This window comes from Bacillus cereus group sp. BfR-BA-01523, from assembly GCF_022662615.1.
In the GTDB taxonomy this organism is placed as follows: domain Bacteria; phylum Bacillota; class Bacilli; order Bacillales; family Bacillaceae_G; genus Bacillus_A; species Bacillus_A mycoides.
The window spans coordinates 356,292-377,942 of sequence record NZ_JAKUDX010000004.1 but is presented as its reverse complement, the minus strand read 5'-3'; the positions used below and the strand labels follow the sequence as shown (position 1 = coordinate 377,942).

The following is a 21,651-nucleotide window of genomic DNA, read 5'->3' as shown; positions in this document are numbered from 1 at the left end:
ACATAAAAAACTAGCAATTACGTTTTTTATACCAGAAGTGATCGAATTTCTTGTTTTTGCAAGATGGGAACTTATGTCCGTCTCTGCAATCATTCCATTTGTGCCCGTCATCGTGACAGTCTTTACCATGATCACAATCATCATCGCAAGAGCTACCGTGTCCGTGAGGGAAGAATTCGCATTTTTTACAGAAACTTCGTTTTGTCCAGAAAAATTTCTTTTCAAAGCGTATGCATTTTGTAACGAACGTACAATGCTTTCTGCGAGTACGTTTTGTAACTAAAACGCATTCTTTTCTACGCGTCACTTTTGTAACGAAAGTCCATTTTTGAACACGTACACGAGTGCATTTCGTAACAAACGTCCATTTTTTAACATGAGTACATTTTGTAACGAAAGTACAATGTTTTACGCGAGTACATCTTGTTCTTGGACATTTACGCCCAGTTGTACATTTACGCCCAGTTGTACATTTACGCCCAGTTGTACATTTACACCCTGTTGTACATTTATGATGAGAGAATTTATCATCATCGCACTCAAAAGTACTTGGATCTTGGTGTAAGAAATCCTCCATACCAGCACTTTTGATTTCTTCAACAGCTTTTCTAATATCACGTTTCATAGAAATCCTCCTTATCGAGTGTTAAATTGAAAAGGTATTCTTTTTCCTTAACATGATATGAGATTCGACTTCTTTCTGAACAGGACAAGAGTGTAATTTTATATAAATAGATGATAGCGGATGTATGGACAAGACAAGGCGCATACATTGAATGAAGAGAACTGAGAAGGGATGAGAAAACATGCTGCCTTCATATGATTTTTTTGTTCATCCAATGTACTTAGTGGAATTGAAAAAGGACATTTGGTCAGATAGTCCAGTGCCAGCAAAATTAACTTATGGAAAAAAGAAGTATGACATTGATATCGTATACCGAGGGGCTCATATTCGCGAATTTGAGAAAAAGTCTTATCATGTTATGTTTTATAAACCGAAAAAATTTCAAGGCGCGAAAGAGTTTCATTTGAATTCTGAGTTTATGGATCCGTCTCTCATACGAAATAAATTATCTTTAGATTTTTTTCATGATATTGGTGTACTTTCGCCAAAATCACAACATGTATTTATAAAAATTAATGGTCAAATTCAAGGTGTGTATTTACAGTTAGAATCAGTTGATGAAAACTTTTTGAAAAATAGAGGGTTACCGAGTGGTTCTATTTATTATGCGATAGATGATGATGCGAATTTTTCGTTAATGAGTGAGCGAGATAAAGATGTTAAGACAGAGCTCTTTGCGGGTTATGAATTTAAATATTCGAATAAAAATAGTGAAGAACAACTGAGTGAATTTGTATTTCAAGCGAATACTTTGTCGAGGGAAGATTATGAAAAAGAAATCGGGAAGTTTCTACATGTAGATAAATATTTACGATGGTTAGCTGGAGTTATTTTTACGCAAAACTTTGATGGTTTCGTTCATAACTATGCACTATATCATAACGATGAGACAAATTTATTTGAAGTGATACCGTGGGATTATGATGCGACTTGGGGGCGAGATGTACAAGGGAGACCACTTAATCATGAATATATTCGTATTCAAGGTTATAATACGTTAAGTGCAAGATTGTTAGATATACCTGTATTTAGAAAACAATACCGAAGTATTTTGGAAGAAATATTAGAAGAACAATTTACCGTTTCGTTTATGATGTCGAAAGTAGAAGGTTTGTGTGAATCGATTCGTCCATATTTACTACAAGATCCATATATGAAAGAAAAATTAGAAACATTTGATCAAGAAGCTGATATGATTGATGAATATATAAATAAAAGAAGGAAGTATATACAAGACCACTTACATGAATTGGATTAATTTTGAAAGAGATTGGAACATTATCAATCTCTTTTTTTGTATAATAAAGATGTATCAATTGAATTGACGTAATATTTACTTAATAAAGAATGGAGATGTGGAAACATGACGGTCAAGTGGATTGATTGGGTAAAACAAATACAATCTATAGCTCAAGCGGGTTTAACGTATTCTAAGGATGTGTATGATATAGAGCGTTTCCAACAATTACGGGATATTTCCATCTCGATGATGTCACATTACACAAAGACAGATTGGGAAGTAGTAGAGAATTTATTTGCAAGTGAGACAGGCTATCAAACACCTAAAGTTGATATACGGGCAGTTATTTTTCAAAATGAAAAACTATTATTTGTGAAAGAAAAAAGTGATAGGAAATGGGCATTGCCAGGTGGATGGGCTGATGTTGGTTATACGCCAACAGAAGTAGCAGCAAAAGAAGTTTTAGAGGAGACGGGCTATGAAGTAGATGATTTTAAGCTACTCGCTATATTTGATAAAGAAAAACATCAACCATCGCCTTCAGCAACACATGTATATAAAATTTTTATTGGCTGTAAGATTATTGGTGGCGAAAAGAAAACTAGTATTGAAACAGAAGATGTGGAGTTTTTTGGTGAGAATGAATTGCCTAATTTATCGATTGCTAGAAATACAGAAGAGCAAATTAAAGAAATGTTTGCCTACATGAAAGAACCTCAAAAAGAAACATTAATAGATTAATAATGCTTATGCCGATGCTATTGTTGAAATGAAGATATTGGCAGAATGCGACCTTTATGTAATAATGGGATGGTATGTGAAGAAAAAAGGAGATAGAAAATAAAATGTTAGCAAGCATAATAGATCAGTTATTGCAATTCTTTGCAAGTCTAGGTTACTTTGGAGTAGCACTAGCTTTAATGATTGAAATTATCCCGAGTGAAATTGTACTTTCGTATGCTGGCTTTTTAGTCGCAGATGGTAAAATTAGCTTTGTCGGTGCAGTTATTGCTGGAACAATCGGTGGTACTTTAGCGCAAATCTTTTTATATTGGCTTGGATATTACGGAGGGCGTCCGGTTGTAGAGAAATATGGGAAATATCTACTTATTAATAAACACCATTTAGACATAGCAGAAGGTTGGTTTAAGCGTTACGGAGCAGGAGTAATCTTTTCTGCACGCTTTATCCCAGTAGTACGTCATGCAATCTCTATTCCAGCAGGATTAGCTAAAATGCCGTTAAAACTATTTACACTATATACAGTAGTTGCGATTATTCCATGGTCAATACTATTTATATACTTAGGTGAAAAGCTTGGTGGAAATTGGCGACACATTAAAGAGTATGCATCTGATTACACACATTACATAATTATAGGGGCTGTTCTCTTTGTTGCTCTATACTTCGGTTTAAAGTATTTAAAAAAGAAAAAAGCAGCGCGTTAAAGTCAATGATTTTTCATTGGCTTTTTTTATTGTTTCAGTTCTAAAAAAAAGGAGTTGTCCATAATGTGTAATAATAAAGCGTAGCGGGGGAATGTGATGAAAGGATCACCGTTTTTACGTGGAACGATATTTTTAACGATGGCAACGATGATATCTAAAATGTTAGGGTTTATATATGTTATACCATTTACAGCAATGGTGGGTACGAGTGGGTACGTATTATATACGTATGCATACCGTCCTTATACAATTATGCTTAGTATTGCAACGATGGGATTACCACTTGCCGTTTCAAAAATGGTTTCAAAATATGATCAACTCAATGATTATCACACTGTTAAGAGAGTGCTAAAGAGTGGTATCGTTTTTATGGTCATTATGGGCGTTATTTCTTGTTTAGCATTATATATGTTAGCACCACATTTAGCTAAACTTGTGATTGATGGAAATGATCAGTCGGGGAATAGTGTGGTAGCTGTCACGCACAATATTCAAATTGTAAGTTTTGCGTTAATACTCGTTCCTGTAATGAGCTTGTTACGTGGTTTCTTTCAAGGTTTTCAATCTATGGGACCTTCTGCGCTCAGTGTAGTTGTAGAGCAATTTTTTCGGGTCTTAACTATTTTGATAGGAAGCTTTGTAGTTTTATATGTTATAAAAGCTTCTGTTTCGTTGGCAGTTGGTATTTCAACGTTTGGAGCATTTATGGGAGCACTAGGTGGATTAAGTGTTTTAAGTGCGTATTATATAAGAAGGAGAAAACATTTAAAGAAAAAAGAGATTGCCAGTATACCACAAACGACGAAAACTTTTTTTTCGTTGTATAGAGAACTGTTTACATATTCTATTCCTTTCGTTGTAGTTGGATTAGCGATTCCGTTATATCAGACGATTGATACATTTACAATTAATAAACTACTTATACAAATAGGGTATATGCAAGGAGAAGCGGAGAAGATTAATGCGATAATTGGTCTTGTCCAGATGGTTGTACTTATCCCGGTTTCCGTTGCGACTGCTTTTAGTATGTCTCTCGTACCTGAGATGACAAAAGCCTATACAGCAGGGAATGTGAAGTTACTGTACAAACATTTTACGAGGACGAATGTATTAGTAGTAGGTATTACGGTACCAGCGGCGATTGGAATGATGTTGTTAGCAAAACCAGTATATACTCTTTTATTTGGTGCCGGAAATGATCCGGAGATGGGGAGAGTTATTTTGCAGTATTATGCTCCTGCCTGTATACTATTTTCGCTTTTTACAGTAACAGCTGCGATGTTACAAGGAATTAATCAACAACAGAAAACAGTGCTAGGATTAGTAATTGGTATTATTGTGAAGATAGTTTTAAATATCGTATTGCTTCCGTATTTCGATTATGTAAGTTTTATTATTTCAACATACGCTGGTTATACGATTTCAGTTGGCTTTAACTTGTGGATGCTTTCTAAATATGTTATAAAGGCAACATAAGCTTTTTAAGGCAGAGAGCACTCTGTCTTTTTCTTTGTTTAGAATATTTTTCTTATAAAAACGTTTTCAAAATAATTTTTCTATTGAAATTTAAACGTATGTTTCATATGCTGAGAATGGCGGTTCAAAAACTGTTATGTAAGAGAGGTAGATTCCTACATGTAAAAAGAATCGGGGTGATAGTATGTTAAATATTTATTTAACAGACCGAAACGGAAAACTACAAGAGGTTGAGGAAATGCAAAAGGGTTGCTGGATTAATGTACTTCATCCAACGGAAGAAGAAATTCAATATCTAGTACAAACGTTAAATGTAGACTTAGATTTCATTAAAGACCCTTTAGATGATGAAGAACGCTCTCGTATTGAAAAGGAAGACAATAATACTTTAATTATCGTGGATATTCCAACAGTTAGACATGATGAAGAAGGAAATTCGATTTATGACACGATTCCAATAGGTATGATTGTAATGCCAGATTGCTTTGTGACAATTTGTTTAGAAGAAAATCCAATTTTTGAACGCTTTATTAATCAACGTATTAAAGAATTTTATACGTTTAAAAAGACGCGCTTTGCACTTCAGCTCTTATATACGATTTCTACTTATTATTTAAGATACTTAAAGCAAATTAACAGAAAAACAATCGATTTAGAGCACCAATTAAATAAGTCGATGAAAAATAAAGAAATTTTTACATTGCTAGGCCTTGAAAAAAGTTTAGTTTACTTTACAACATCATTAAAGGCGAATAAAATTGTAATTCAAAAATTAATGCGTAACAGTACATTTTTAAAAATGTATGAAGACGATCAAGATTTACTAGAAGATGTATTAATTGAAAATAAGCAGGCTATTGAAATGGCGGAAATATATAGTCACATTTTAAGTGGAATGATGAATACTTTTAGCTCTGTTATATCAAATAATTTAAATAGTGTTATGAAACTGTTAACGTCTATTACAATCATTTTATCGTTACCAACGATGGTTTCTAGTTTCTTTGGAATGAACGTAAAGGTTCCGTTTGAAGGGGAAGCACATGGTTTTGTAATTGTACTCATAATATGTGTAACACTATCTTTCACATTAGCGTTTGTTTTTTGGAAGAAACGTTACTTTTAACGAGAAGAAAGCTGCTCTAGCATAGTTGTGTAACTGCGCTAGAGCAGCTTTTTTGCTATGAAATCCTAAATTTTGAATAGAATATAACTTATAAAATGTAATGTATATGAAAGGGGTGAATTCCGTATAAGTCTTGTCCAATTCATAAAATGAGGTTAAAATTACATATTGTTAATGAAAAGTTGGAGGAAATACATCATGGAATTGTTTCAATTACCGAAAGCATTCCTGCAAATGAATACAATTTTTATCTCCATATTGATCGAAGCACTTCCTTTTGTGCTCATTGGTGTATTTATTTCAGGATTCATTCAAATGTTTGTAACAGAAGATATGGTAGCAAAATGGATGCCGAAAAATCGATTTCTGTCTGTTTTAATGGCTACTTTTTTAGGGATGATGTTTCCGGGCTGTGAATGTGGAATCGTTCCGATTGTAAGGCGATTAATCGGAAAAGGGGTTCCGCCCTATGCCGGGATTGCATTTATGTTAACTGGACCAATCATTAATCCAGTCGTATTATTTGCAACATACGTTGCCTTTGGAAGTAGTATGCACATGGTATGGTATCGTTCTATTGTAGCGATTATCGTAGCAATTATCGTTGGAATTATATTATCATTTATGTTTAAAGAACATCAATTACGAGATGATCACTTCCCAGAAGTGAATCATAAGCGTCCATTACGTAAAAAAATGTGGGATGTATGTACGCATGCTGTTGAGGAATTTTTCTCGATGGGAAAATATTTAGTATTAGGTGCGTTAATTGCAGCGGCAGTTCAAACGTTCGTACAAACTTCAACACTTCTTGCTATAGGACAAGGGCCGTTCTCTTCACCAGCTGTTATGATGGGGCTTGCTTACATATTATCACTTTGTTCAGAAGCGGATGCGTTTATTGCTTCGTCATTCCAAAGTACATTTTCAACAGCGTCACTTGTCGCGTTCCTCGTATATGGACCGATGGTGGATATTAAAAATATGTTTATGATGCTTGCAACGTTTAAAACGAAATTTGTAATTGTTGTGACGGTTACAGTTACACTTGTTGTTTATGCAAGCTCACTACTCATTTATGCGATGGGGTGGTAGGTTATGTTTCGAGCATATATATTATTAGGCTTTACAATTTTAATTGGACAGCTTCATATTTCCGGTAATATTACGAAGTATATAAATATGAAGTACGCCTATTTATCAAAAACTGCAGCTATTATTTTAGGTTTCTTAACGATTGTACAAATTATTATCGTTTTCCAAAAAGAACATCAAAAAGAAAAAGAGAAGCATGATTGTAGTTGTGATCATAGTCATTGTGGGCATGATCATTCGAAAGATGAGAATACATGGTGGAAAAAAGTGTTTTCTTACACGTTATTCTGTTTTCCAATCATTACAGGATTGTTTTTCCCAATTGCAACATTAGATTCCGATATTGTTAAGGCGAAGGGATTCCATTTTCCAGTAGCGCAAGCAGAAAGTAAAGATCCATTTATGACAAGGCAATTTCTAAGACCTGACACGAGCATTTATTACGGGAAAGAAGGATACCGTGGTGTAATGGAAAAAGGGAAGAAAGAGTTTGTAACGAAAGACAATATCACTTTAAAAGATGAAGATTTCTTAAAGGGTATGGAGACAATTTATAATTATCCTGGTGAATTTACTGGTAAAACCCTGTCTTATAAAGGATTTGTTTTCCGAGATGATTCTTCTAAAAAGGAACAATATTTCTTATTCCGTTTCGGCATTATACATTGTGTTGCCGATTCGGGTGTATATGGTATGTTAGTTAAAAAACCAGAAGGTGTAGAGTGGAAAAATGATGATTGGATTCAGATAGAGGGAGAAATTTCAACTGAATTTTATCAGCCGTTTCATGCGAATATTCCAGTGTTAGAAGTAACGAAATGGAATAAAGTTGAACAGCCGAAAGAACAATATGTATTTAGAGGAGCCGATTGATAAAATCGGTTCTTTTTTATGGACTAAAAGTTCTAAAAATTGTTAATATTAAACGTGTAGTTCATGAGGTGTAGTGTATATTGGGATATTAGGGATAAATAATTAAAGGGGTGATAACAATGACTGAAGTAAAGGGTAAAACAGCTAATGAATCAAGGGTGTTTAAAACGAGTCGAGTATTTCCAACGGATTTAAATGATCATAACACGCTATTTGGTGGAAAGATATTGGCGGAGATGGATATGGTTGCTTCAATTTCAGCAACGAGACACTCGAGAATGGAATGTGTCACAGCGTCTATGGATTGGGTAGATTTCTTACATCCAGTACGTTCTTCAGATTGTGTTAGTTATGAATCTTTCGTAATTTGGACGGGAAGAACTTCTATGGAGATATTTGTGAAAGTAGTAGCAGAAGATTTAATTTCAGGTAAAAAACGTGTAGCAGCAACTTCATTCGTTACTTTTGTTGCGCTTAGTAAGGAGAATAATCCAGTTCCTGTACCGCGTGTTATCCCTGAGACAGAAGAGGAGAAAGAATTGCATCGAATTGCTGTGTCACGTGCAGAACAGCGCCATATTCGTAAGGCAGAGAGTAAGAAGGTAGCTACACTGCTAACTTTTTGATGTGAAATACTTTCCTAGTGGTACTATTTTGTAATAGGTTAGGAGATTTTTGAAATGAAAAGCGGACACCTAAAAATAGGTGTCCGCTTTTATAGTTTTTTCATCCCCATATCGTACTACAATAACTGCTTAGCAGAAGCAAGCAGCACCGACGATAATTAAGAGGATAAATAATACGACTAGTAGCGCAAATCCATTACCATGTGCGAAGCCCATTGTTATTTCCTCCTTTTATTTTAAGATACAACATACAATATGCAGATGAGCTCCTGTTTGATATGGACGTATATCATGCAATGACATATTTTTTGTATGATAATGTTTTAAAAAAGGAAAGATATAGGAATAACAGTAGTTAGAGAAAGGAACGTATCCATGAAGCACTTTTTAATTGTAATAATTTGTTTTATAGGTGTATTCATATGGATGAACGTTGATGTGGAAATGGGGAAGAAAATGGCTAGTGGATATGAATTAGAAAAAATCCGATCAGGGGATTTTCAAGTATATACGAACGGTGATGAGTTATATAGAAGCTTATTTGAGGATATAAATCGTGCAGAAAAGAATGTATATATTCATTTTTATATTGTAGGTAAAGATGAGGTAAGTAAAGAATTCTTACAGTTATTAGAGAAAAAAGCATCTAGCGGAGTAGATGTGAAATTGTCAGTAGACCGCATTGGCGGATATAAGCTTAAGAAAAAGATAATTAATCAATTAAAAGAAAAAGGCGTGAAGTTTACATTTAGTAAAAAACCTAAATTAAAAAACTTATTTTATTCTTTGCATCAACGTAATCATAGACGCATTGTTACTATAGATGGGAAAGTTTCGTACATTGGTGGCTTCAATATCGGAAAGGAATATCTTGGACAGGATCCTAAATTTGGTCCGTGGCGTGATTATCATGTACGCATCGAAGGGAATGGAGCTACTGATATGGAACGGAAGTTTGCGGAAGATTGGCAAGAAGATACGGGAGAAAAGTTTCCTATACACCAAGAGTTACCTGTACAAGGAAATGTAAAATATCAATACGTATTTTCGAATGGAAAAGGTTTATGGAAGGAGTATGGAGCGTTTTTAAAGAAGGCAAAACATTCTTTAATTATCGCTACACCATATTTTGTACCGAGTAAAGAAATGGTGAAGGGGCTGAAAGATGCATTAAATCGTGGTGTCCATGTAAAAATCCTCGTCCCATTTAAAAGTGATGCAGTATTGCTAAAACAGGCTGCCTATCCTTATTTGAAAGACATGTTAGATGCTGGAGCGGAGATTTATCAATATCGAAATGGATTTTTTCATGGGAAGGTAACAATCATCGATGAGGAAATGGTTGATATTGGTACAGCAAATTTTGATAATAGAAGTTTTTACTTAAATAGCGAATCTAACTGTTTCATATATGATAAGACAGTCGTTGCTGACGTCTGGAGTCGATTAAAAGAAGACTTTCATAAATCAAAACGATTTTCTGAAGAAGATTTTGAGAAAATTAGTAGATGGGATTGGTTTCTAGCAAGAATATCAAATGTTATCGCATCATATTTATAGTATAGAGATGAAATAGGAAGGGAGGCGCTTTAATGGATTGTATGAAAGAATTGATGACATATAGTTACACACTTATATATAAAGTTGGAGAATACACGAGCAAGGTTCGAGATGAAGAATTAAAAGATATTTTGCAGCATCATTTGCCGTATATGTTACAAGCATATAATGAACAAGTGAATTTTCAAGAAGGAGAAAATATACAACATATAACTTGTAAACAAATGTGGCCGGAATTTACTGAAATGGATAGGGAAACAGATAATGAGTATACAGGGGATACTGGGATTGCTATTTGTTATATTACACATTTGAAACGATTAGCATTAAAGTTTGCTCAAGTGGCAGTAGAAGTTGCGAATCCGGAGTTTCGTTCTTTTCTGGAAAATTGTTTTGTGAAAATGAATCGTTATGCTTATAGTGTTTGGCAATATGTTGTGAAGAAGGAATATAAGATTAAACATGTATATGAAAGTGAAAAATTCGCGTGAAAAGCTAAGGTGGAATGAAAGGCGCCTTAGTTTTTTTATGTCTAATTAGAATGGGAGGATTAAAGATTGGCTATGTTATCCGAAAATTTACAAAAGTTTACTGTATCTTTACTATTTTTAAATCTTCCCTTTAAAAAAAAAGAGTAATATGGGATTGTACATATTCTATCAAAGGGAGGAAACGCAAATGAACAAATGGGTTAAGTCATTAACTGCTATGGCACTTGCAAGTTCTTTATTAATGGTAGGTTGTAGTAAAGATGGGGATAAAAAGAAAGAGGATGACACAACTTCGCAGCAAGATGAAAAGAAAGATAAAGAAACAAGCGGAACAGACAAGTCTTCTGATTCGAAAGAAAAGAAATAAATAATAGAGCTTCCTCACATAAACGAGGAAGCTTTTTTGTTGTATATTTGTATGTATTAGGGAAAAATAGAGAGAAAGAACTGAAGAGGGGATAATATATGAAAGTATGCATATTAGGAGCGACAGGTAGAGTAGGATCACAAATTATGAAATTGGCATTACAAGATTCATATGAAGTAACGGTATTAGTTCGTGATTTGAGTAAAGTGGAAATAGAGCATGAAAGGTTGCAAGTTATTAAGGGAAATGTATTAAGCGGAGATGATATAAAGGAAGCGATTAAAGGATGTGATATTGTAATTAGTGCTCTTGGAACTGATCGGAATGGGACGTTAGAGAAGAGTGTACCGATTATTATAAAGCAAATGGAAGAAGAGGGCATAAAGAAAATTGTTACAATAGGAACTGCTGGTATTTTACAAGCACGAACAAACCCAAGTATATATCGTTTCCAATCAAAAGAATCGAAAAGAAAAATGACAACAGCTGCGGAAGATCATTTAGCTGCTTATGAAGCGCTGAATAATAGTAAACTATGTTGGACTGTTGTTTGTCCGACGCATTTAATAGATGGTGATGTAACAGGTGTATATCGAACTGAAAAAGATATGTTGCCAACAGATGGATCGAAAATCACAGTTGGTGATACAGCTCAGTTTACATGGAGTTTACGTAATAAAAGCTTATACGAGAAAAGCCGAGTAGGTATTTCATATTAAAAAACCATCCCAAAATAGGGATGGCTAAAAAATGATATAGCATACAAAGATGATAATCATAATGATTTGGAGAATGGCCTTGGCTACTGTACTACTTAAAAAACCGACAACAGTTGCAATTCCGACTAAAAGGGCGTCTTTTGGCGCCTTTTTATGCATTAGTTCCGTAATAAATACAGATAAGAACGGTATGATAATAAGCCCGAATGGTGGGAAGAAGAACGATCCGACAATGATAGAAACCATACCAACACGTTCGCCCGATTTTGTACTTCCATATTTTTTTAGGAAGTATCCATTTGCAATAAAGTCAGCAACGAAAATGAAGAGTGTAAAAATGACTTGAATAATCCAAAAAGATGTCGTTAACTCTCCGCCGTTTATTCCAAAATGATAAATGAAATAGCCAGCCCATACGGCAAGGATGCCAGGGATAATGGGGTATATAAAGGCAAGAAATGAAACAATGAAACAAGCAATGATACAAATTGTTAGTAAAACAGTCACTTTATAGCTCCTTTGTAGTATCTAATTTATGTACAGCAATCTTTTTAATTTGATGCCCATCAAGTTCTAATGCTTTAAATTGAAAACCATCATATTCAACTGAATAGCCAGCCTCAATATTTAAATCAATTGATTGAGAGAGAAGCCAACCACCAATTGTATCTAAATCACTTTCATCGATATGTAGGCCAAACATATCATTTACTTCAGAAATGAGTACTTTCCCATCTAAAACAGTAAGCCTAGGAGTACGCTTTTCAATCATTGGTGATTCGTCTGCGTCAAATTCATCTTGAATTTCTCCGATAATTTCTTCAAGAATATCCTCCATCGTTAAAAGGCCAGCAGTTCCGCCGTATTCATCCATAACAATCGCCATTTGTACGCGGTTCTTTTGGAGGTGTATTAACGTTTTACGAATGGGAACTGTTTCAAATACAGTTAAAACAGGATGTATGTAGGCATCAAGTGGTTTGTAAATGCCTTTTGTTTGATTATGAAAAATCTCTTTCGTATTTATCATTCCGATAATATCATCTTTATCCTTTTCAATAATAGGATAACGTGTATACTTTTCAGTTGCAACGATTTTCATATTTTCTTCTAACGTATTTTCAGTAGATAAACAAACCATTTCAGTTCTAGGTACCATAATTTCTTTAGCAACACGATCATCAAATTCAAAAATATTATTTACATATTTATATTCGGTTTGATTAATTTCGCCGCTTTTATAGCTTTCACCTAAAATGAGTCGTAGTTCTTCTTCGGAATGGGCAAGTTCATTTTCTTTCGCAGGCTCTAAACCGAGTAATTTTGTGAAAAATATAGCTGCACTATTGAGAAGCCAAATGAACGGATACATAATTTTATCAAATAAAATAAGTGGTTTTGCAAATTTTAATGTGATTGCTTCAGCTTTTTGGATTGCGAAAGACTTAGGAACTAACTCGCCTAATACAACATGGAAAAAAGTAATCACACTAAAAGCAATAATAAAGGATAACGTGTTAGCCATTGTTCCAGTAATATTGATTTTTTCAAATAGTGGTCGCAGTAAATGTTCCACAGTTGGTTCACCAAGCCAACCAAGTCCTAAAGAGGTGATAGTAATGCCAAGCTGACAAGCGGATAAATAAACGTCTAAGTTAGATAAAACGCTTCTTGCAGCTAATGCTTGTTTATTACCTTCATTAGCAAGCTGGTCAATTCGACTTTTTCGTACTTTTACGACAGCGAATTCTGAAGCAACGAAAAAACCAGAAATAAGGATAAGTATAAAGATGAGAAAAATATTTAATATGTCCAAGTGTGTTCTTTATTCCTAATTTGGAATAAAGATGTCACCTCCTGTAATTATGTTATACTTTTATAATAAATCCAAATGAAAAGATTAGTCAAAGAAAATGGGTAAATAATGGTAGGTTTCTATAGTAGTTTTTTAATTTGCTGTTATTTTGTCCTCTATATAATAGGAATAACCGTCTACTTTTAATTTAAGTAGACGGTTATTCTATGTTATGGTTTCGAAATACTTCTAGTTAAAGTATACGTGTTTTGTTTAGAGTGGTTTGTTGTCCATAAAGCTTGGAGAAACGATAAGATGCTATATGGAATATAAAGTAGTAATAAACCAATTGTGACAACTATAGGTGCATTTCTACCAAATTGGACGATAAATTGTAATAGTCCGTTTGTATGAAAAATACATTCCATAAAAACGAATGAAAGAATAATGGAACTCAAAATAGATTTATGATTGGAAGTAAGCGCAATAAATAACGTATCAACAAGGAAAGATGAATTTTTTATTTCGTATTCATTAGTAGTATTTAAGAACGGTAGCCATTTTTTAATTGCTTGCATAACGATTATCATAGAAGTGCTACATACGATGATAAAAGAAGAGAAGAAAGGAAACTTTATGAATTTAGATATGTAGAGAAGTGATAATAGGACTGAACATTGTAATATCACAGTGCCAAAAGAATACGGTATCCAGCGAAATAAAGAACTACACTTTTTTAATGAGTTTGGTGCTTTTAAAAATAGATGGCCAATTCCTAGACTTATAAAGAAACCGATTACAAGAGTGAATGTGAAACGAACGATTGATAAAAAATATATTTCCCATATGTAGGGGAACAGTGGTGACGAATGGTTAGAGATATGTAGTATATTTTGTGTATGTACAAGCTGATTTGCTGAGAAAAGGATAGGCTCATGCATCCAATCAATTGTGGGAATTGAAATGGAAGAAGGCTGTGCTAAATTATGAAAAATGCTTACAAATCCAGTTAAGTAGGAGTAATTATGTGTAATGAATAATGCTGGAAGGGGACTTATGACAAAAATAATCAAAACACCGGCTATAAATTTACATATATGTGAGCGCAATAAGGACATACAATCACCTGCTCTTAGAATATTCAGAAAATTCTTATTCTTATTTTAGCTTTTTTCAGGGGAAGTTACAATATATTTTTCTTTACCTATTGGTATATGGATAGTTTTAAATTATTTTTAGAAATTTATTTTATGTGTGGAATATAAAGCAGGAGAGGGTATATAACAGCATCCATACAAAAAACGTGAACAGTTTAGCATTTTCACGTTTTTTGTATGGGATGAATGAAAAGAAATGTAGGTAAATGTCGAAAGGATTAAATTGATTTTTCAAATTGGAAAGTGATACCATAAAGTTAAACAGTGTTTAAATCATTGTTTAATCGATAAATTCTAGAGGGGGAGATAAGTTGGGGGGAAATGAAAACATATCAACGAAAGAAAAGATTTTAAATACAACCTTGGAGTTAATTAAAAACGAAGGTTTTGAAAGGGTAACGATAAGGAAAATTGCATCATTGTCAGATGTAAATATTGCGCTTGTAAATTACCATTTTGGTTCAAAAGAAAAGTTGATTAGTGAGGCGATTAAAGTTTTGTTAATTAGCTTCCAAGGCACTTTTTCTATTTTAGATGATATTACAGTACCAGCGAAAGAAAGATTAAAAATATTTTTATTTGATTATGTACTAGTAATTCGGCAATATCCTGAGTTAGTCAGGAAGATTATTGCAATGGGAACTACGGTATTTACATCTCAATACGAATATGGAGATTTTTTGAAGAGGCTAGGTTTTAGTAAAGTGAAGAATATTTTGAGCGAAATAACAAATGAAGCGGATCAGGAAATTTTAATGATGATGACAGTGCAAATATTTGGATCCATTTTTCTTCCAGCATTAATGATGCCAATTCTTGAATCAGGAGCAGATATCAGAGTACTGCCTATAGAAAAACAGATTGATTTCCTATTTGAACGCTATTTTTATAAAAATTGAGATAGTGGGTGATAGAGATGGTTAGTTTCTTTAGAAAGCATTGGTATGATATAGGGTTAGTTGTGGCTATTGTTGTCGTTGTTTGTTTAGTCGCGAATTTGGGAGAAATAAGTGAAATAAAAGTACTGTTAGCGTTAAGTTTTGTAGCCATTTTAGTGCATCAATTTGAAGAGTATCGTTGGCCAGGTTATTTCGCTGGTCTGTTTAATGTAGTTATATTTAAAAGTGATATACCAGATCGCTATCCATTAAATACGCAATCTGCTATGGTAATAAATATTTTGATTGCGTATGTTTTTTATTTACTTCCGGTTTTCTTTCAAAATATAATATGGCTTGGGATGGCACCTATTTTAATGGGTTTTTTTCAATTCATATGGCATGGTATTTTTGCGAATATAAAAGCTAAAACAATATACAATCCGGGATTAGGTGCGGTTGTATTACTACATGTTCCGATTGGTTATGCATATATGAGATATGTTCTTTTACACAATCTGGCTACAAATTTGGATTGGATATTAGGGCTGATCTATTTTCTAGTAGCTACCTATTTTTTAATTATAAAAGGAAATATGTTAATGAAAAGTAAGGAGACAAATCATTATTTTTCTAAAAAGCAATTAGGTCCGTACAATGATGCAGTAAAGTGATCCAGAATTCAGAAGGGATTTTTGATGCTGAAGAGAGTACAAGTGAATGATTCATGAATAAATTATGACGAAAAAATGAATAATTTTCAGAAAAATAAAATAATATATTTATTTTTTTCTGAAAATATAATATAGTTATGGCACAGAAAGTATTTTAGCATAAGGAGGCTTTTTTATGAGGATTAAAGGGAATTATGTGCCAAAGAGGGAAGTTTTGTTTTGCTCAAGTTCAATTACGATAAGGGAAACGCTGGAACATTTAAATAAAACGGGGTATCGTTGTGTACCAGTTTTAGATGAAAAAAAAGAGAAGTTTTTAGGGAATGTATATAAAGTAGATATTTTAGAATATAAAGGTTCACTTGAAGATAATGTATTACAATTATTGAACGATAAAAATGGGTACGTGAGAGAAGACTCTTCCTTCTTTAAAGTATTTTTTACAATTAAAAAACTACCGTATTTATCAGTAGTTGATGAAAAAGGGGTCTTCCTTGGTATTTTAACTCATAAAAAAGTTTTTGAACTATTAGAAGATGCATGGGGAGTCCATTCTAGTAAATATTCTGTCATGATTGGAACACAAGATTATAATGGGGCCATTCAAAAATTATCGACAGTGCTAAAGAAATACACTGGTATTCAAAGCTTAATGACTTTTGATAATGATGCTTTATTAGTACGTAGAATAATGTTTACATTGGGAGAAGAGTTTGAAGATAGTGAATTAGAAACATTGCTAAAGGATTTAGAAGATCATGGATTTAGAGTTGTGTATGTTGAAGAGATGAAAAATCCACGTGAAGTTGAAACGATAGACTAACAAGTAAAGCCATCTTATTTTTGATGGCTTTTACTTTCTTTCACATAAAGATATCTAAATATAATAAAATATATGAATCGTAAATTTTAAAAAATATTTGTGTAATAGAATAAATAAAGGAAGTATATGTAGATAATTTTGATTTTCAAAAAAATCAAATTGAAAATATGTTTTTATTTTTCAACTAAATATGTTACTATATGTGTGATAAAAACAAAGAGGTCTGACAACTAAACTCCACGTTATACCACTCTGATGAGTTAAATTTTCAAAAAAATCAAAAATTAATAATTAGAGTAAGAATAAGGGGAATGGAGAAATTATGGAGAAAGACACTGCTTTGTAAGGGGCATATTTTATCATCTTGAGCAGAGAGGAGGATGCATAGCATATTGTGAAAAGAGATATAAACAATGAAAAAGTGCTATGCAAATGAAAAGCATGAAGGGACGTTTAAGGCCAGGTGATACGGTAGCGATTGGTTTAATGTTATTTGCACTATTTTTAGGAGCAGGAAATTTAATTTTCCCGCCAGTTTTAGGTCAACAAGCAGGAGAAAATGTTTGGATTGCTACAATTGGATTCCTTGTAACGGGAGTCGGATTACCCCTATTAGCTGTAACAGCTGTCGCGTTTGTAGAGGGGGACTTGAAAGCGCTATCTTCTAGAGTTCACCCTATATTTGCGTTTATTTTCCCATTGATTAGTTATTTAGCGATTGGACCATTTTTCGCGATTCCGCGTACTGGAGCTGTTTCATTTGAAATGGGTATGAAGCCATTTCTATCAGAGACAATGGTTTCTGAGTGGTACATGCTATTTCTTTTCACTATAGTTTTCTTCGGAATAACGTGGTATTTATCATTAAATCCATCTAAATTAGTGGATTGGTTCGGGAAATTTCTTACACCATTGTTAGTATTGATTGTTGCTGTTATTGTCGGAAAAGCAATTATTGATCCAATTGGAGAACCAGCTGCACCTTTAGCTGCTTATAAAGAGAATGCTTTCTTTGGTGGATTTATTCAAGGATATTTAACGATGGATGCGATTAGTGCACTTGTGTTTGGGATTGTTGTTGTACAAGTTATTCGCTCAAAAGGGATAAAAGAGAGCGGACAAATCGCAAAAATAACAGTTGTATCAGGGATTATTGCTGTATTAGGCTTAACGTTAATATATTTATCACTTGCATATCTCGGATCTACAAGTACATCACTTGGTGTGTCGGAGAACGGTGGTCTTATTTTAACGAATGTTGTAAATGAGTTATATGGAACAAGTGGCAAAATTTTATTAGGACTTGTAATTATACTCGCTTGTTTAACAACTTCTGTTGGATTAACATCTGCGTGTGCTGGCTTCTTTACAAACTTATTCCCAAAACTTTCGCATAAAACGATTGTAACTATGGTATGTGTATTTAGTTTAATTGTATCTAACCTAGGGTTAACACAATTAATCACAGTAACATTACCAGTGTTAATGATCATTTATCCAGTTGCAATTGTATTAATCGTTCTTTCATATTTCCATAAATGGATAGGGAAGCGTAATACAATATATATTGGAGCTATTTTAGGTGCGTTGTTAATTAGTTTCTTTAACGGTTTAGAAAGTGCGAACATTAAAATTGATGCGATTTCTAATGTGCTACAAATGTTACCATTATATAAAGAAGGAATAGGATGGCTAATCCCATCATGTATTGGCGGGATTCTCGGTTTCTTCTTCTATAAATCAAATGAATTAAGTGAATTACAAAAGAAAGGTGCTTAGGCGCCTTTCTTTTTTTAAAGGGGATTTTTGTATTTTGTCTAAGTAATAATTGGGAGGAATGATAAAATGGCTAATTTTGAAGATTTTTTAACTTTTGATGTAAGAATTGGAACAGTAACACAGGCAGAGGAATTTAAAGAAGCGAGAGTGCCAGCGATTAAACTAGAAATTGATTTTGGGGAGCTTGGGGTCAAGCAGTCAAGTGCTCAAATTACGAAGAGATATAATCCAGAAGACTTAATCGGTCAGCAAATTGTTGCTGTTGTAAATTTTCCGCCAAAGCGTGTGGCAGGATTTAAATCGGAAGTGCTTGTATTGGGTGGTGTTCCTGAAGCTGGTGATGTTGTGTTGCTTCAGCCTAATATGGAATTGCCAAATGGAACGAAAATTAGTTAGTGTGAAGGTAGGGGTAAACATGGATATCGGACGAGAATATTTACAATGTGCCATTTCGAATTTCAAGGCAACACAAAAACAAGGAGAACGTGTACTTTCTCAATTATCTTATGAACAGATAATGTGGTCTGCTCAGGAAGAGACAAATAGTATCGCGATTATTATTAAACATTTACATGGTAATATGCGTTCAAGATGGACGGAATTTTTAACGTCTGATGGCGAAAAAATAGATCGTAACCGAGATGGTGGATTTGAAGGTGGCTACAATTCAAAACAAGAAGCGCTTGCTGCGTGGCAAGAAGGGTGGGAGTATGTCTTTAAAACGATGGATACTTTAACAGCAGAGCAGATTTTGCAGAAAGTATACATTCGCGGAGAAGAACACACTGTTATGCAAGCGATCGAAAGGCAAATTTCTCATTATGCTTTACATATTGGACAAATCATTTACATTGGTAAAATGTTAAAAGAAAATGAATGGGAGTGTTTAAGCATTCCTAGAGGTCAATCTACTAGTTATTTACAGAAAAAACGTTCAACGTAATAATAGGAAAGAAACCGATATAAAATAGGAAGCAAAAAAATAAGCCAATTGATAGAGGGCTCCGTGAACATTAGAATGCTGCCAGCAATAAGCCCATATGTAATAAGAAAGAAACCAAAGAGTGTATTTATAGGAATAAAACGTGAGACAAATAATTGCTGATTTTTGAAACAAGTGTTGTGAAACAAATAAAAGCGGAAATACCGTGTAGAGGTAATAAGATCTTTCCTTCTCGTTATTCTTTTTTTACATTTATGACAGATGAATGGTGGCTGCATTTCATTACGCTCCATTTTTTATATTTGTAATAATGTAAGACAAAAGTAAGTATAAAGTGTATGTTCCTATATACGCTCCTGCAATAAGGAAAAATGGATTCAGTAAAATTCCATGAATGCTTGTCATGAAAACTAAATTTTGTATTAAAACATCATATATATTAATAGAAATAATTGTCCCGAGTACATACAGTGCTAAGTATGCGGAAATATGTAGCACAATACGAATTTTAGGATGTAAAGCAAACAAATAAAAAATAAATGATAAGACGATTGGTAATGTTCCTATTAGTAGCTTCAATTCATTTCACCTCATTAACAATATAGCCGGAATTTAAGCGGTCTATTCTCTAGAGCTTGTACATAACTTGAAATAGAGAGGGTGATAGTATGAATCGAGGCTTTTTTTACGTGAAGTTCACAAGTGTACGTAAGTTAGTTTTATTTATTATTACTACAGTACTGGCGACTTTTTTTCTTATTAGTATGATGGTAACCTCTATGAAAGAGACAAAGTCAACGTATTTATATAATTGGTTAAATGAGTTATCGATGAATGGCTACATGTACGTTATTGGGAAAGAGAATCATTATTTTACACAGGAGTACCGGAATTTGAATCAAGACTTTTCTATTTCTTCATTCCTCTTTTCGATGGCTACGAATATTCGTTTTGATGATGTACGTAGTTTTGTCGGGAAAGAGCTTCCTGGCTTTGGTAAGTACGATACAGAAATCGTTATCGCAGGTGAGGGAACAAATTATTCTAACTTACCGATAGAGTCGAGTGTTCCTCTTGAAGAAGTAGTGAAAGAACGGACTGGAGAAGGTGGACAAGCGCCAAAGCCTGATACGAATAAAGAGAAAAAACAACCAGCTCAAACGACTGGAAAAAGACAAGTTGCATTTATATATCATTCACATAGCTGGGAATCTTATTTGCCGTTACTTAACTTAACAAATGACCCTAATCCAAATAAAGCAACGAGTTCTGTAACGAATATTTCAATAGTTGGAGATCGCTTTCGTGAACAACTGGCAAGTGAAGGGATAGGTGCTACTAACGATAAGACTAATGTCGGTCAAAAGTTAATAAGTAAAGGATTGAATGATACTAGTTCTTATAAAATGTCACGGGAAATTGTACAAGAAGCGATGGCTGGTAATAAAGAATTACAATACTTCTTCGATTTACACCGTGATAGTGCACGGAAAAATGTAACAACAAAAACAATTGGAGATAAATCATATGCTAAGCTTGCTTTTGTAATTGGGAAAGGTAACAAAAACTATGAAAAAAACTTACAATTAGCAACTGCGTTACATGAGACGATTAGTAAGAAATATCCGGGAATGAGCCGTGGTGTAATTCAAAAAGGATTCCAAACAGGAAATGGAGTCTACAATCAAGACCTATCAGGACAAGCGATATTAATTGAAGTTGGCGGGGTAGATAATACAGAGGAAGAATTAAATCGATCAATTGATGCACTTGCTAAGGCATTTGGTGAATATTTTTGGCAAGCAGAAAAAGTGAATGGATAAAGTGAAATTTGAATTAGTGGTAGGCATTGCCGATGGTTATCAGCCTACATCAATTGGGGGAAAACGTAAGTGTACAGCTTACGTTTTTTGTTTGTCATGAAATGAGGATGAAAAGATGTCACATTATAGACAT

General features: G+C 33.7%; 26 protein-coding genes. 19 read left to right on the top strand and 7 right to left on the bottom strand.

Annotated elements, in window-relative coordinates:
* Positions 1 to 10: 10 nt before the first annotated feature.
* Entirely contained in the window at positions 11 to 625 is a 615-nt protein-coding gene (gene exsB, locus MR066_RS13870) for an exosporium protein ExsB (RefSeq protein ID WP_002086058.1), read from the bottom strand.
* 181 nt (positions 626 to 806) lie between these two features.
* On the opposite strand from exsB, the gene cotH reads away from it, so the two are divergent.
* The 8 genes from cotH (at position 807) to MR066_RS13830 (ending at position 8,509) form a co-directional block, all read left to right on the top strand.
* Positions 807 to 1,883: a spore coat protein CotH gene (gene cotH / locus MR066_RS13865; RefSeq protein WP_242247485.1), complete on the top strand. Its 1,077-nt coding sequence runs from the start codon at positions 807 to 809 to the stop codon at positions 1,881 to 1,883.
* 105 nt (positions 1,884 to 1,988) lie between these two features.
* Positions 1,989 to 2,606, top strand: coding sequence for an NUDIX hydrolase N-terminal domain-containing protein (locus MR066_RS13860; protein ID WP_061675463.1), 618 nt, complete (start codon positions 1,989 to 1,991; stop codon positions 2,604 to 2,606).
* 104 nt (positions 2,607 to 2,710) lie between these two features.
* Entirely contained in the window at positions 2,711 to 3,313 is a 603-nt protein-coding gene (gene uptA / locus MR066_RS13855) for an undecaprenyl phosphate transporter UptA (RefSeq protein ID WP_000881203.1), read from the top strand.
* A gap of 96 nt (positions 3,314 to 3,409) precedes the next feature.
* Complete coding sequence (locus MR066_RS13850; RefSeq protein WP_002086052.1) at positions 3,410 to 4,789, top strand: putative polysaccharide biosynthesis protein; 1,380 nt, start codon at positions 3,410 to 3,412, stop codon at positions 4,787 to 4,789.
* 184 nt (positions 4,790 to 4,973) lie between these two features.
* Positions 4,974 to 5,915 carry a magnesium transporter CorA family protein gene (locus MR066_RS13845; RefSeq protein WP_000932392.1) on the top strand — a complete coding sequence of 314 codons (942 nt, stop codon included), beginning with the start codon at positions 4,974 to 4,976 and terminating at the stop codon, positions 5,913 to 5,915.
* A 198-nt stretch (positions 5,916 to 6,113) separates the two neighbouring features.
* A complete protein-coding gene (locus MR066_RS13840; protein WP_000418724.1) occupies positions 6,114 to 7,010 on the top strand; it encodes a permease in 897 nt (298 codons plus the stop codon).
* A gap of 3 nt (positions 7,011 to 7,013) precedes the next feature.
* Positions 7,014 to 7,883 (top strand): TIGR03943 family putative permease subunit, encoded by an 870-nt coding sequence (locus MR066_RS13835; protein ID WP_002012447.1) that lies wholly within the window; start codon positions 7,014 to 7,016, stop codon positions 7,881 to 7,883.
* Between the two features lie 119 nt (positions 7,884 to 8,002).
* The gene (locus MR066_RS13830) at positions 8,003 to 8,509 is read left to right on the top strand and encodes an acyl-CoA thioesterase (RefSeq protein ID WP_113938288.1); all 507 of its coding nucleotides are present in this window, start codon (positions 8,003 to 8,005) and stop codon (positions 8,507 to 8,509) included.
* 129 nt (positions 8,510 to 8,638) lie between these two features.
* Here MR066_RS13830 and MR066_RS13825 read toward each other — a convergent pair whose 3' ends face one another.
* Positions 8,639 to 8,725, bottom strand: a complete 87-nt coding sequence (locus tag MR066_RS13825) for a YjcZ family sporulation protein (protein ID WP_000505094.1) — start codon at positions 8,723 to 8,725, stop codon at positions 8,639 to 8,641.
* 159 nt (positions 8,726 to 8,884) lie between these two features.
* Between MR066_RS13825 and cls the strand changes: the two genes are divergently transcribed.
* The 4 genes from cls to MR066_RS13805 all read left to right on the top strand — a co-directional run bounded on the left by cls (position 8,885) and on the right by MR066_RS13805 (position 11,646).
* Positions 8,885 to 10,069 (top strand): cardiolipin synthase, encoded by a 1,185-nt coding sequence (gene cls / locus MR066_RS13820; RefSeq protein ID WP_113938289.1) that lies wholly within the window; start codon positions 8,885 to 8,887, stop codon positions 10,067 to 10,069.
* A 32-nt stretch (positions 10,070 to 10,101) separates the two neighbouring features.
* On the top strand, positions 10,102 to 10,560 hold the full coding sequence (locus MR066_RS13815) for a spore coat protein (RefSeq protein WP_113938290.1): 459 nt from the start codon (positions 10,102 to 10,104) through the stop codon (positions 10,558 to 10,560).
* A gap of 187 nt (positions 10,561 to 10,747) precedes the next feature.
* Positions 10,748 to 10,927: a hypothetical protein gene (locus tag MR066_RS13810; RefSeq protein ID WP_002065008.1), complete on the top strand. Its 180-nt coding sequence runs from the start codon at positions 10,748 to 10,750 to the stop codon at positions 10,925 to 10,927.
* Between the two features lie 98 nt (positions 10,928 to 11,025).
* Positions 11,026 to 11,646: an NAD(P)-dependent oxidoreductase gene (locus MR066_RS13805; protein ID WP_242247484.1), complete on the top strand. Its 621-nt coding sequence runs from the start codon at positions 11,026 to 11,028 to the stop codon at positions 11,644 to 11,646.
* 24 nt (positions 11,647 to 11,670) lie between these two features.
* Here MR066_RS13805 and MR066_RS13800 read toward each other — a convergent pair whose 3' ends face one another.
* The 3 genes from MR066_RS13800 to MR066_RS13790 all read right to left on the bottom strand — a co-directional run bounded on the left by MR066_RS13800 (position 11,671) and on the right by MR066_RS13790 (position 14,559).
* Positions 11,671 to 12,153 carry a DUF456 domain-containing protein gene (locus MR066_RS13800; RefSeq protein ID WP_000217328.1) on the bottom strand — a complete coding sequence of 161 codons (483 nt, stop codon included), beginning with the start codon at positions 12,151 to 12,153 and terminating at the stop codon, positions 11,671 to 11,673.
* A 1-nt stretch (position 12,154) separates the two neighbouring features.
* Positions 12,155 to 13,462: a hemolysin family protein gene (locus MR066_RS13795; RefSeq protein ID WP_002086044.1), complete on the bottom strand. Its 1,308-nt coding sequence runs from the start codon at positions 13,460 to 13,462 to the stop codon at positions 12,155 to 12,157.
* Positions 13,463 to 13,671: 209 nt separating this feature from the next.
* Positions 13,672 to 14,559: a hypothetical protein gene (locus MR066_RS13790; RefSeq protein ID WP_002189374.1), complete on the bottom strand. Its 888-nt coding sequence runs from the start codon at positions 14,557 to 14,559 to the stop codon at positions 13,672 to 13,674.
* Between the two features lie 350 nt (positions 14,560 to 14,909).
* Here MR066_RS13790 and MR066_RS13785 point away from each other — a divergent pair, with 350 nt between their 5' ends.
* The 6 genes from MR066_RS13785 (at position 14,910) to MR066_RS13760 (ending at position 19,695) form a co-directional block, all read left to right on the top strand.
* A complete protein-coding gene (locus MR066_RS13785) occupies positions 14,910 to 15,497 on the top strand; it encodes a TetR/AcrR family transcriptional regulator (RefSeq protein WP_002012456.1) in 588 nt (195 codons plus the stop codon).
* Positions 15,498 to 15,505: 8 nt separating this feature from the next.
* A complete protein-coding gene (locus tag MR066_RS13780; RefSeq protein WP_002148541.1) occupies positions 15,506 to 16,150 on the top strand; it encodes an HXXEE domain-containing protein in 645 nt (214 codons plus the stop codon).
* A 175-nt stretch (positions 16,151 to 16,325) separates the two neighbouring features.
* Positions 16,326 to 16,973, top strand: a complete 648-nt coding sequence (gene cbpA, locus MR066_RS13775) for a cyclic di-AMP binding protein CbpA (RefSeq protein WP_002086040.1) — start codon at positions 16,326 to 16,328, stop codon at positions 16,971 to 16,973.
* A 441-nt stretch (positions 16,974 to 17,414) separates the two neighbouring features.
* Positions 17,415 to 18,752, top strand: coding sequence for a branched-chain amino acid transport system II carrier protein BrnQ4 (brnQ4, locus tag MR066_RS13770; RefSeq protein WP_396022273.1), 1,338 nt, complete (start codon positions 17,415 to 17,417; stop codon positions 18,750 to 18,752).
* A gap of 66 nt (positions 18,753 to 18,818) precedes the next feature.
* Entirely contained in the window at positions 18,819 to 19,148 is a 330-nt protein-coding gene (gene csaA / locus MR066_RS13765; RefSeq protein WP_001263027.1) for a chaperone CsaA, read from the top strand.
* A complete protein-coding gene (locus MR066_RS13760; protein ID WP_242247483.1) occupies positions 19,129 to 19,695 on the top strand; it encodes a DUF1572 domain-containing protein in 567 nt (188 codons plus the stop codon). The genes csaA and MR066_RS13760 overlap by 20 nt, the downstream gene beginning before the upstream one ends.
* Here the strand turns inward: MR066_RS13760 and MR066_RS13755 are convergent.
* Both MR066_RS13755 and MR066_RS13750 read right to left on the bottom strand, forming a co-directional pair.
* A complete protein-coding gene (locus MR066_RS13755) occupies positions 19,668 to 19,973 on the bottom strand; it encodes a permease (RefSeq protein ID WP_242247482.1) in 306 nt (101 codons plus the stop codon). The genes MR066_RS13760 and MR066_RS13755 overlap by 28 nt on opposite strands.
* A 4-nt stretch (positions 19,974 to 19,977) precedes the next feature.
* Positions 19,978 to 20,274, bottom strand: coding sequence for a hypothetical protein (locus MR066_RS13750; RefSeq protein WP_002012463.1), 297 nt, complete (start codon positions 20,272 to 20,274; stop codon positions 19,978 to 19,980).
* Positions 20,275 to 20,363: 89 nt separating this feature from the next.
* Here MR066_RS13750 and spoIIP point away from each other — a divergent pair, with 89 nt between their 5' ends.
* Positions 20,364 to 21,518: a stage II sporulation protein SpoIIP gene (gene spoIIP / locus MR066_RS13745; RefSeq protein ID WP_002141409.1), complete on the top strand. Its 1,155-nt coding sequence runs from the start codon at positions 20,364 to 20,366 to the stop codon at positions 21,516 to 21,518.
* Positions 21,519 to 21,651: the final 133 nt, after the last annotated feature.

What these genes read in the sequence shown, in the direction of transcription:
- MR066_RS13835 (WP_002012447.1), top strand. Translation starts at nt 7,014, where the DNA reads ATGTTTCGAGCATATATATTATTAGGCTTTACAATTTTAATTGGACAG.
- csaA (WP_001263027.1), top strand. Translation starts at nt 18,819, where the DNA reads ATGGCTAATTTTGAAGATTTTTTAACTTTTGATGTAAGAATTGGAACA.
- brnQ4 (WP_396022273.1), top strand. Translation starts at nt 17,415, where the DNA reads ATGAAGGGACGTTTAAGGCCAGGTGATACGGTAGCGATTGGTTTAATG.
- MR066_RS13860 (WP_061675463.1), top strand. Translation starts at nt 1,989, where the DNA reads ATGACGGTCAAGTGGATTGATTGGGTAAAACAAATACAATCTATAGCT.
- MR066_RS13805 (WP_242247484.1), top strand. Translation starts at nt 11,026, where the DNA reads ATGAAAGTATGCATATTAGGAGCGACAGGTAGAGTAGGATCACAAATT.
- MR066_RS13760 (WP_242247483.1), top strand. Translation starts at nt 19,129, where the DNA reads ATGGAACGAAAATTAGTTAGTGTGAAGGTAGGGGTAAACATGGATATC.
- MR066_RS13830 (WP_113938288.1), top strand. Translation starts at nt 8,003, where the DNA reads ATGACTGAAGTAAAGGGTAAAACAGCTAATGAATCAAGGGTGTTTAAA.
- spoIIP (WP_002141409.1), top strand. Translation starts at nt 20,364, where the DNA reads ATGAATCGAGGCTTTTTTTACGTGAAGTTCACAAGTGTACGTAAGTTA.
- uptA (WP_000881203.1), top strand. Translation starts at nt 2,711, where the DNA reads ATGTTAGCAAGCATAATAGATCAGTTATTGCAATTCTTTGCAAGTCTA.
- MR066_RS13850 (WP_002086052.1), top strand. Translation starts at nt 3,410, where the DNA reads ATGAAAGGATCACCGTTTTTACGTGGAACGATATTTTTAACGATGGCA.
- MR066_RS13810 (WP_002065008.1), top strand. Translation starts at nt 10,748, where the DNA reads ATGAACAAATGGGTTAAGTCATTAACTGCTATGGCACTTGCAAGTTCT.
- MR066_RS13755 (WP_242247482.1), bottom strand. Translation starts at nt 19,973, where the DNA reads ATGCAGCCACCATTCATCTGTCATAAATGTAAAAAAAGAATAACGAGA.
- exsB (WP_002086058.1), bottom strand. Translation starts at nt 625, where the DNA reads ATGAAACGTGATATTAGAAAAGCTGTTGAAGAAATCAAAAGTGCTGGT.
- MR066_RS13825 (WP_000505094.1), bottom strand. Translation starts at nt 8,725, where the DNA reads ATGGGCTTCGCACATGGTAATGGATTTGCGCTACTAGTCGTATTATTT.
- cbpA (WP_002086040.1), top strand. Translation starts at nt 16,326, where the DNA reads ATGAGGATTAAAGGGAATTATGTGCCAAAGAGGGAAGTTTTGTTTTGC.
- MR066_RS13845 (WP_000932392.1), top strand. Translation starts at nt 4,974, where the DNA reads ATGTTAAATATTTATTTAACAGACCGAAACGGAAAACTACAAGAGGTT.
- cotH (WP_242247485.1), top strand. Translation starts at nt 807, where the DNA reads ATGCTGCCTTCATATGATTTTTTTGTTCATCCAATGTACTTAGTGGAA.
- MR066_RS13840 (WP_000418724.1), top strand. Translation starts at nt 6,114, where the DNA reads ATGGAATTGTTTCAATTACCGAAAGCATTCCTGCAAATGAATACAATT.
- MR066_RS13815 (WP_113938290.1), top strand. Translation starts at nt 10,102, where the DNA reads ATGGATTGTATGAAAGAATTGATGACATATAGTTACACACTTATATAT.
- MR066_RS13790 (WP_002189374.1), bottom strand. Translation starts at nt 14,559, where the DNA reads ATGTCCTTATTGCGCTCACATATATGTAAATTTATAGCCGGTGTTTTG.
- cls (WP_113938289.1), top strand. Translation starts at nt 8,885, where the DNA reads ATGAAGCACTTTTTAATTGTAATAATTTGTTTTATAGGTGTATTCATA.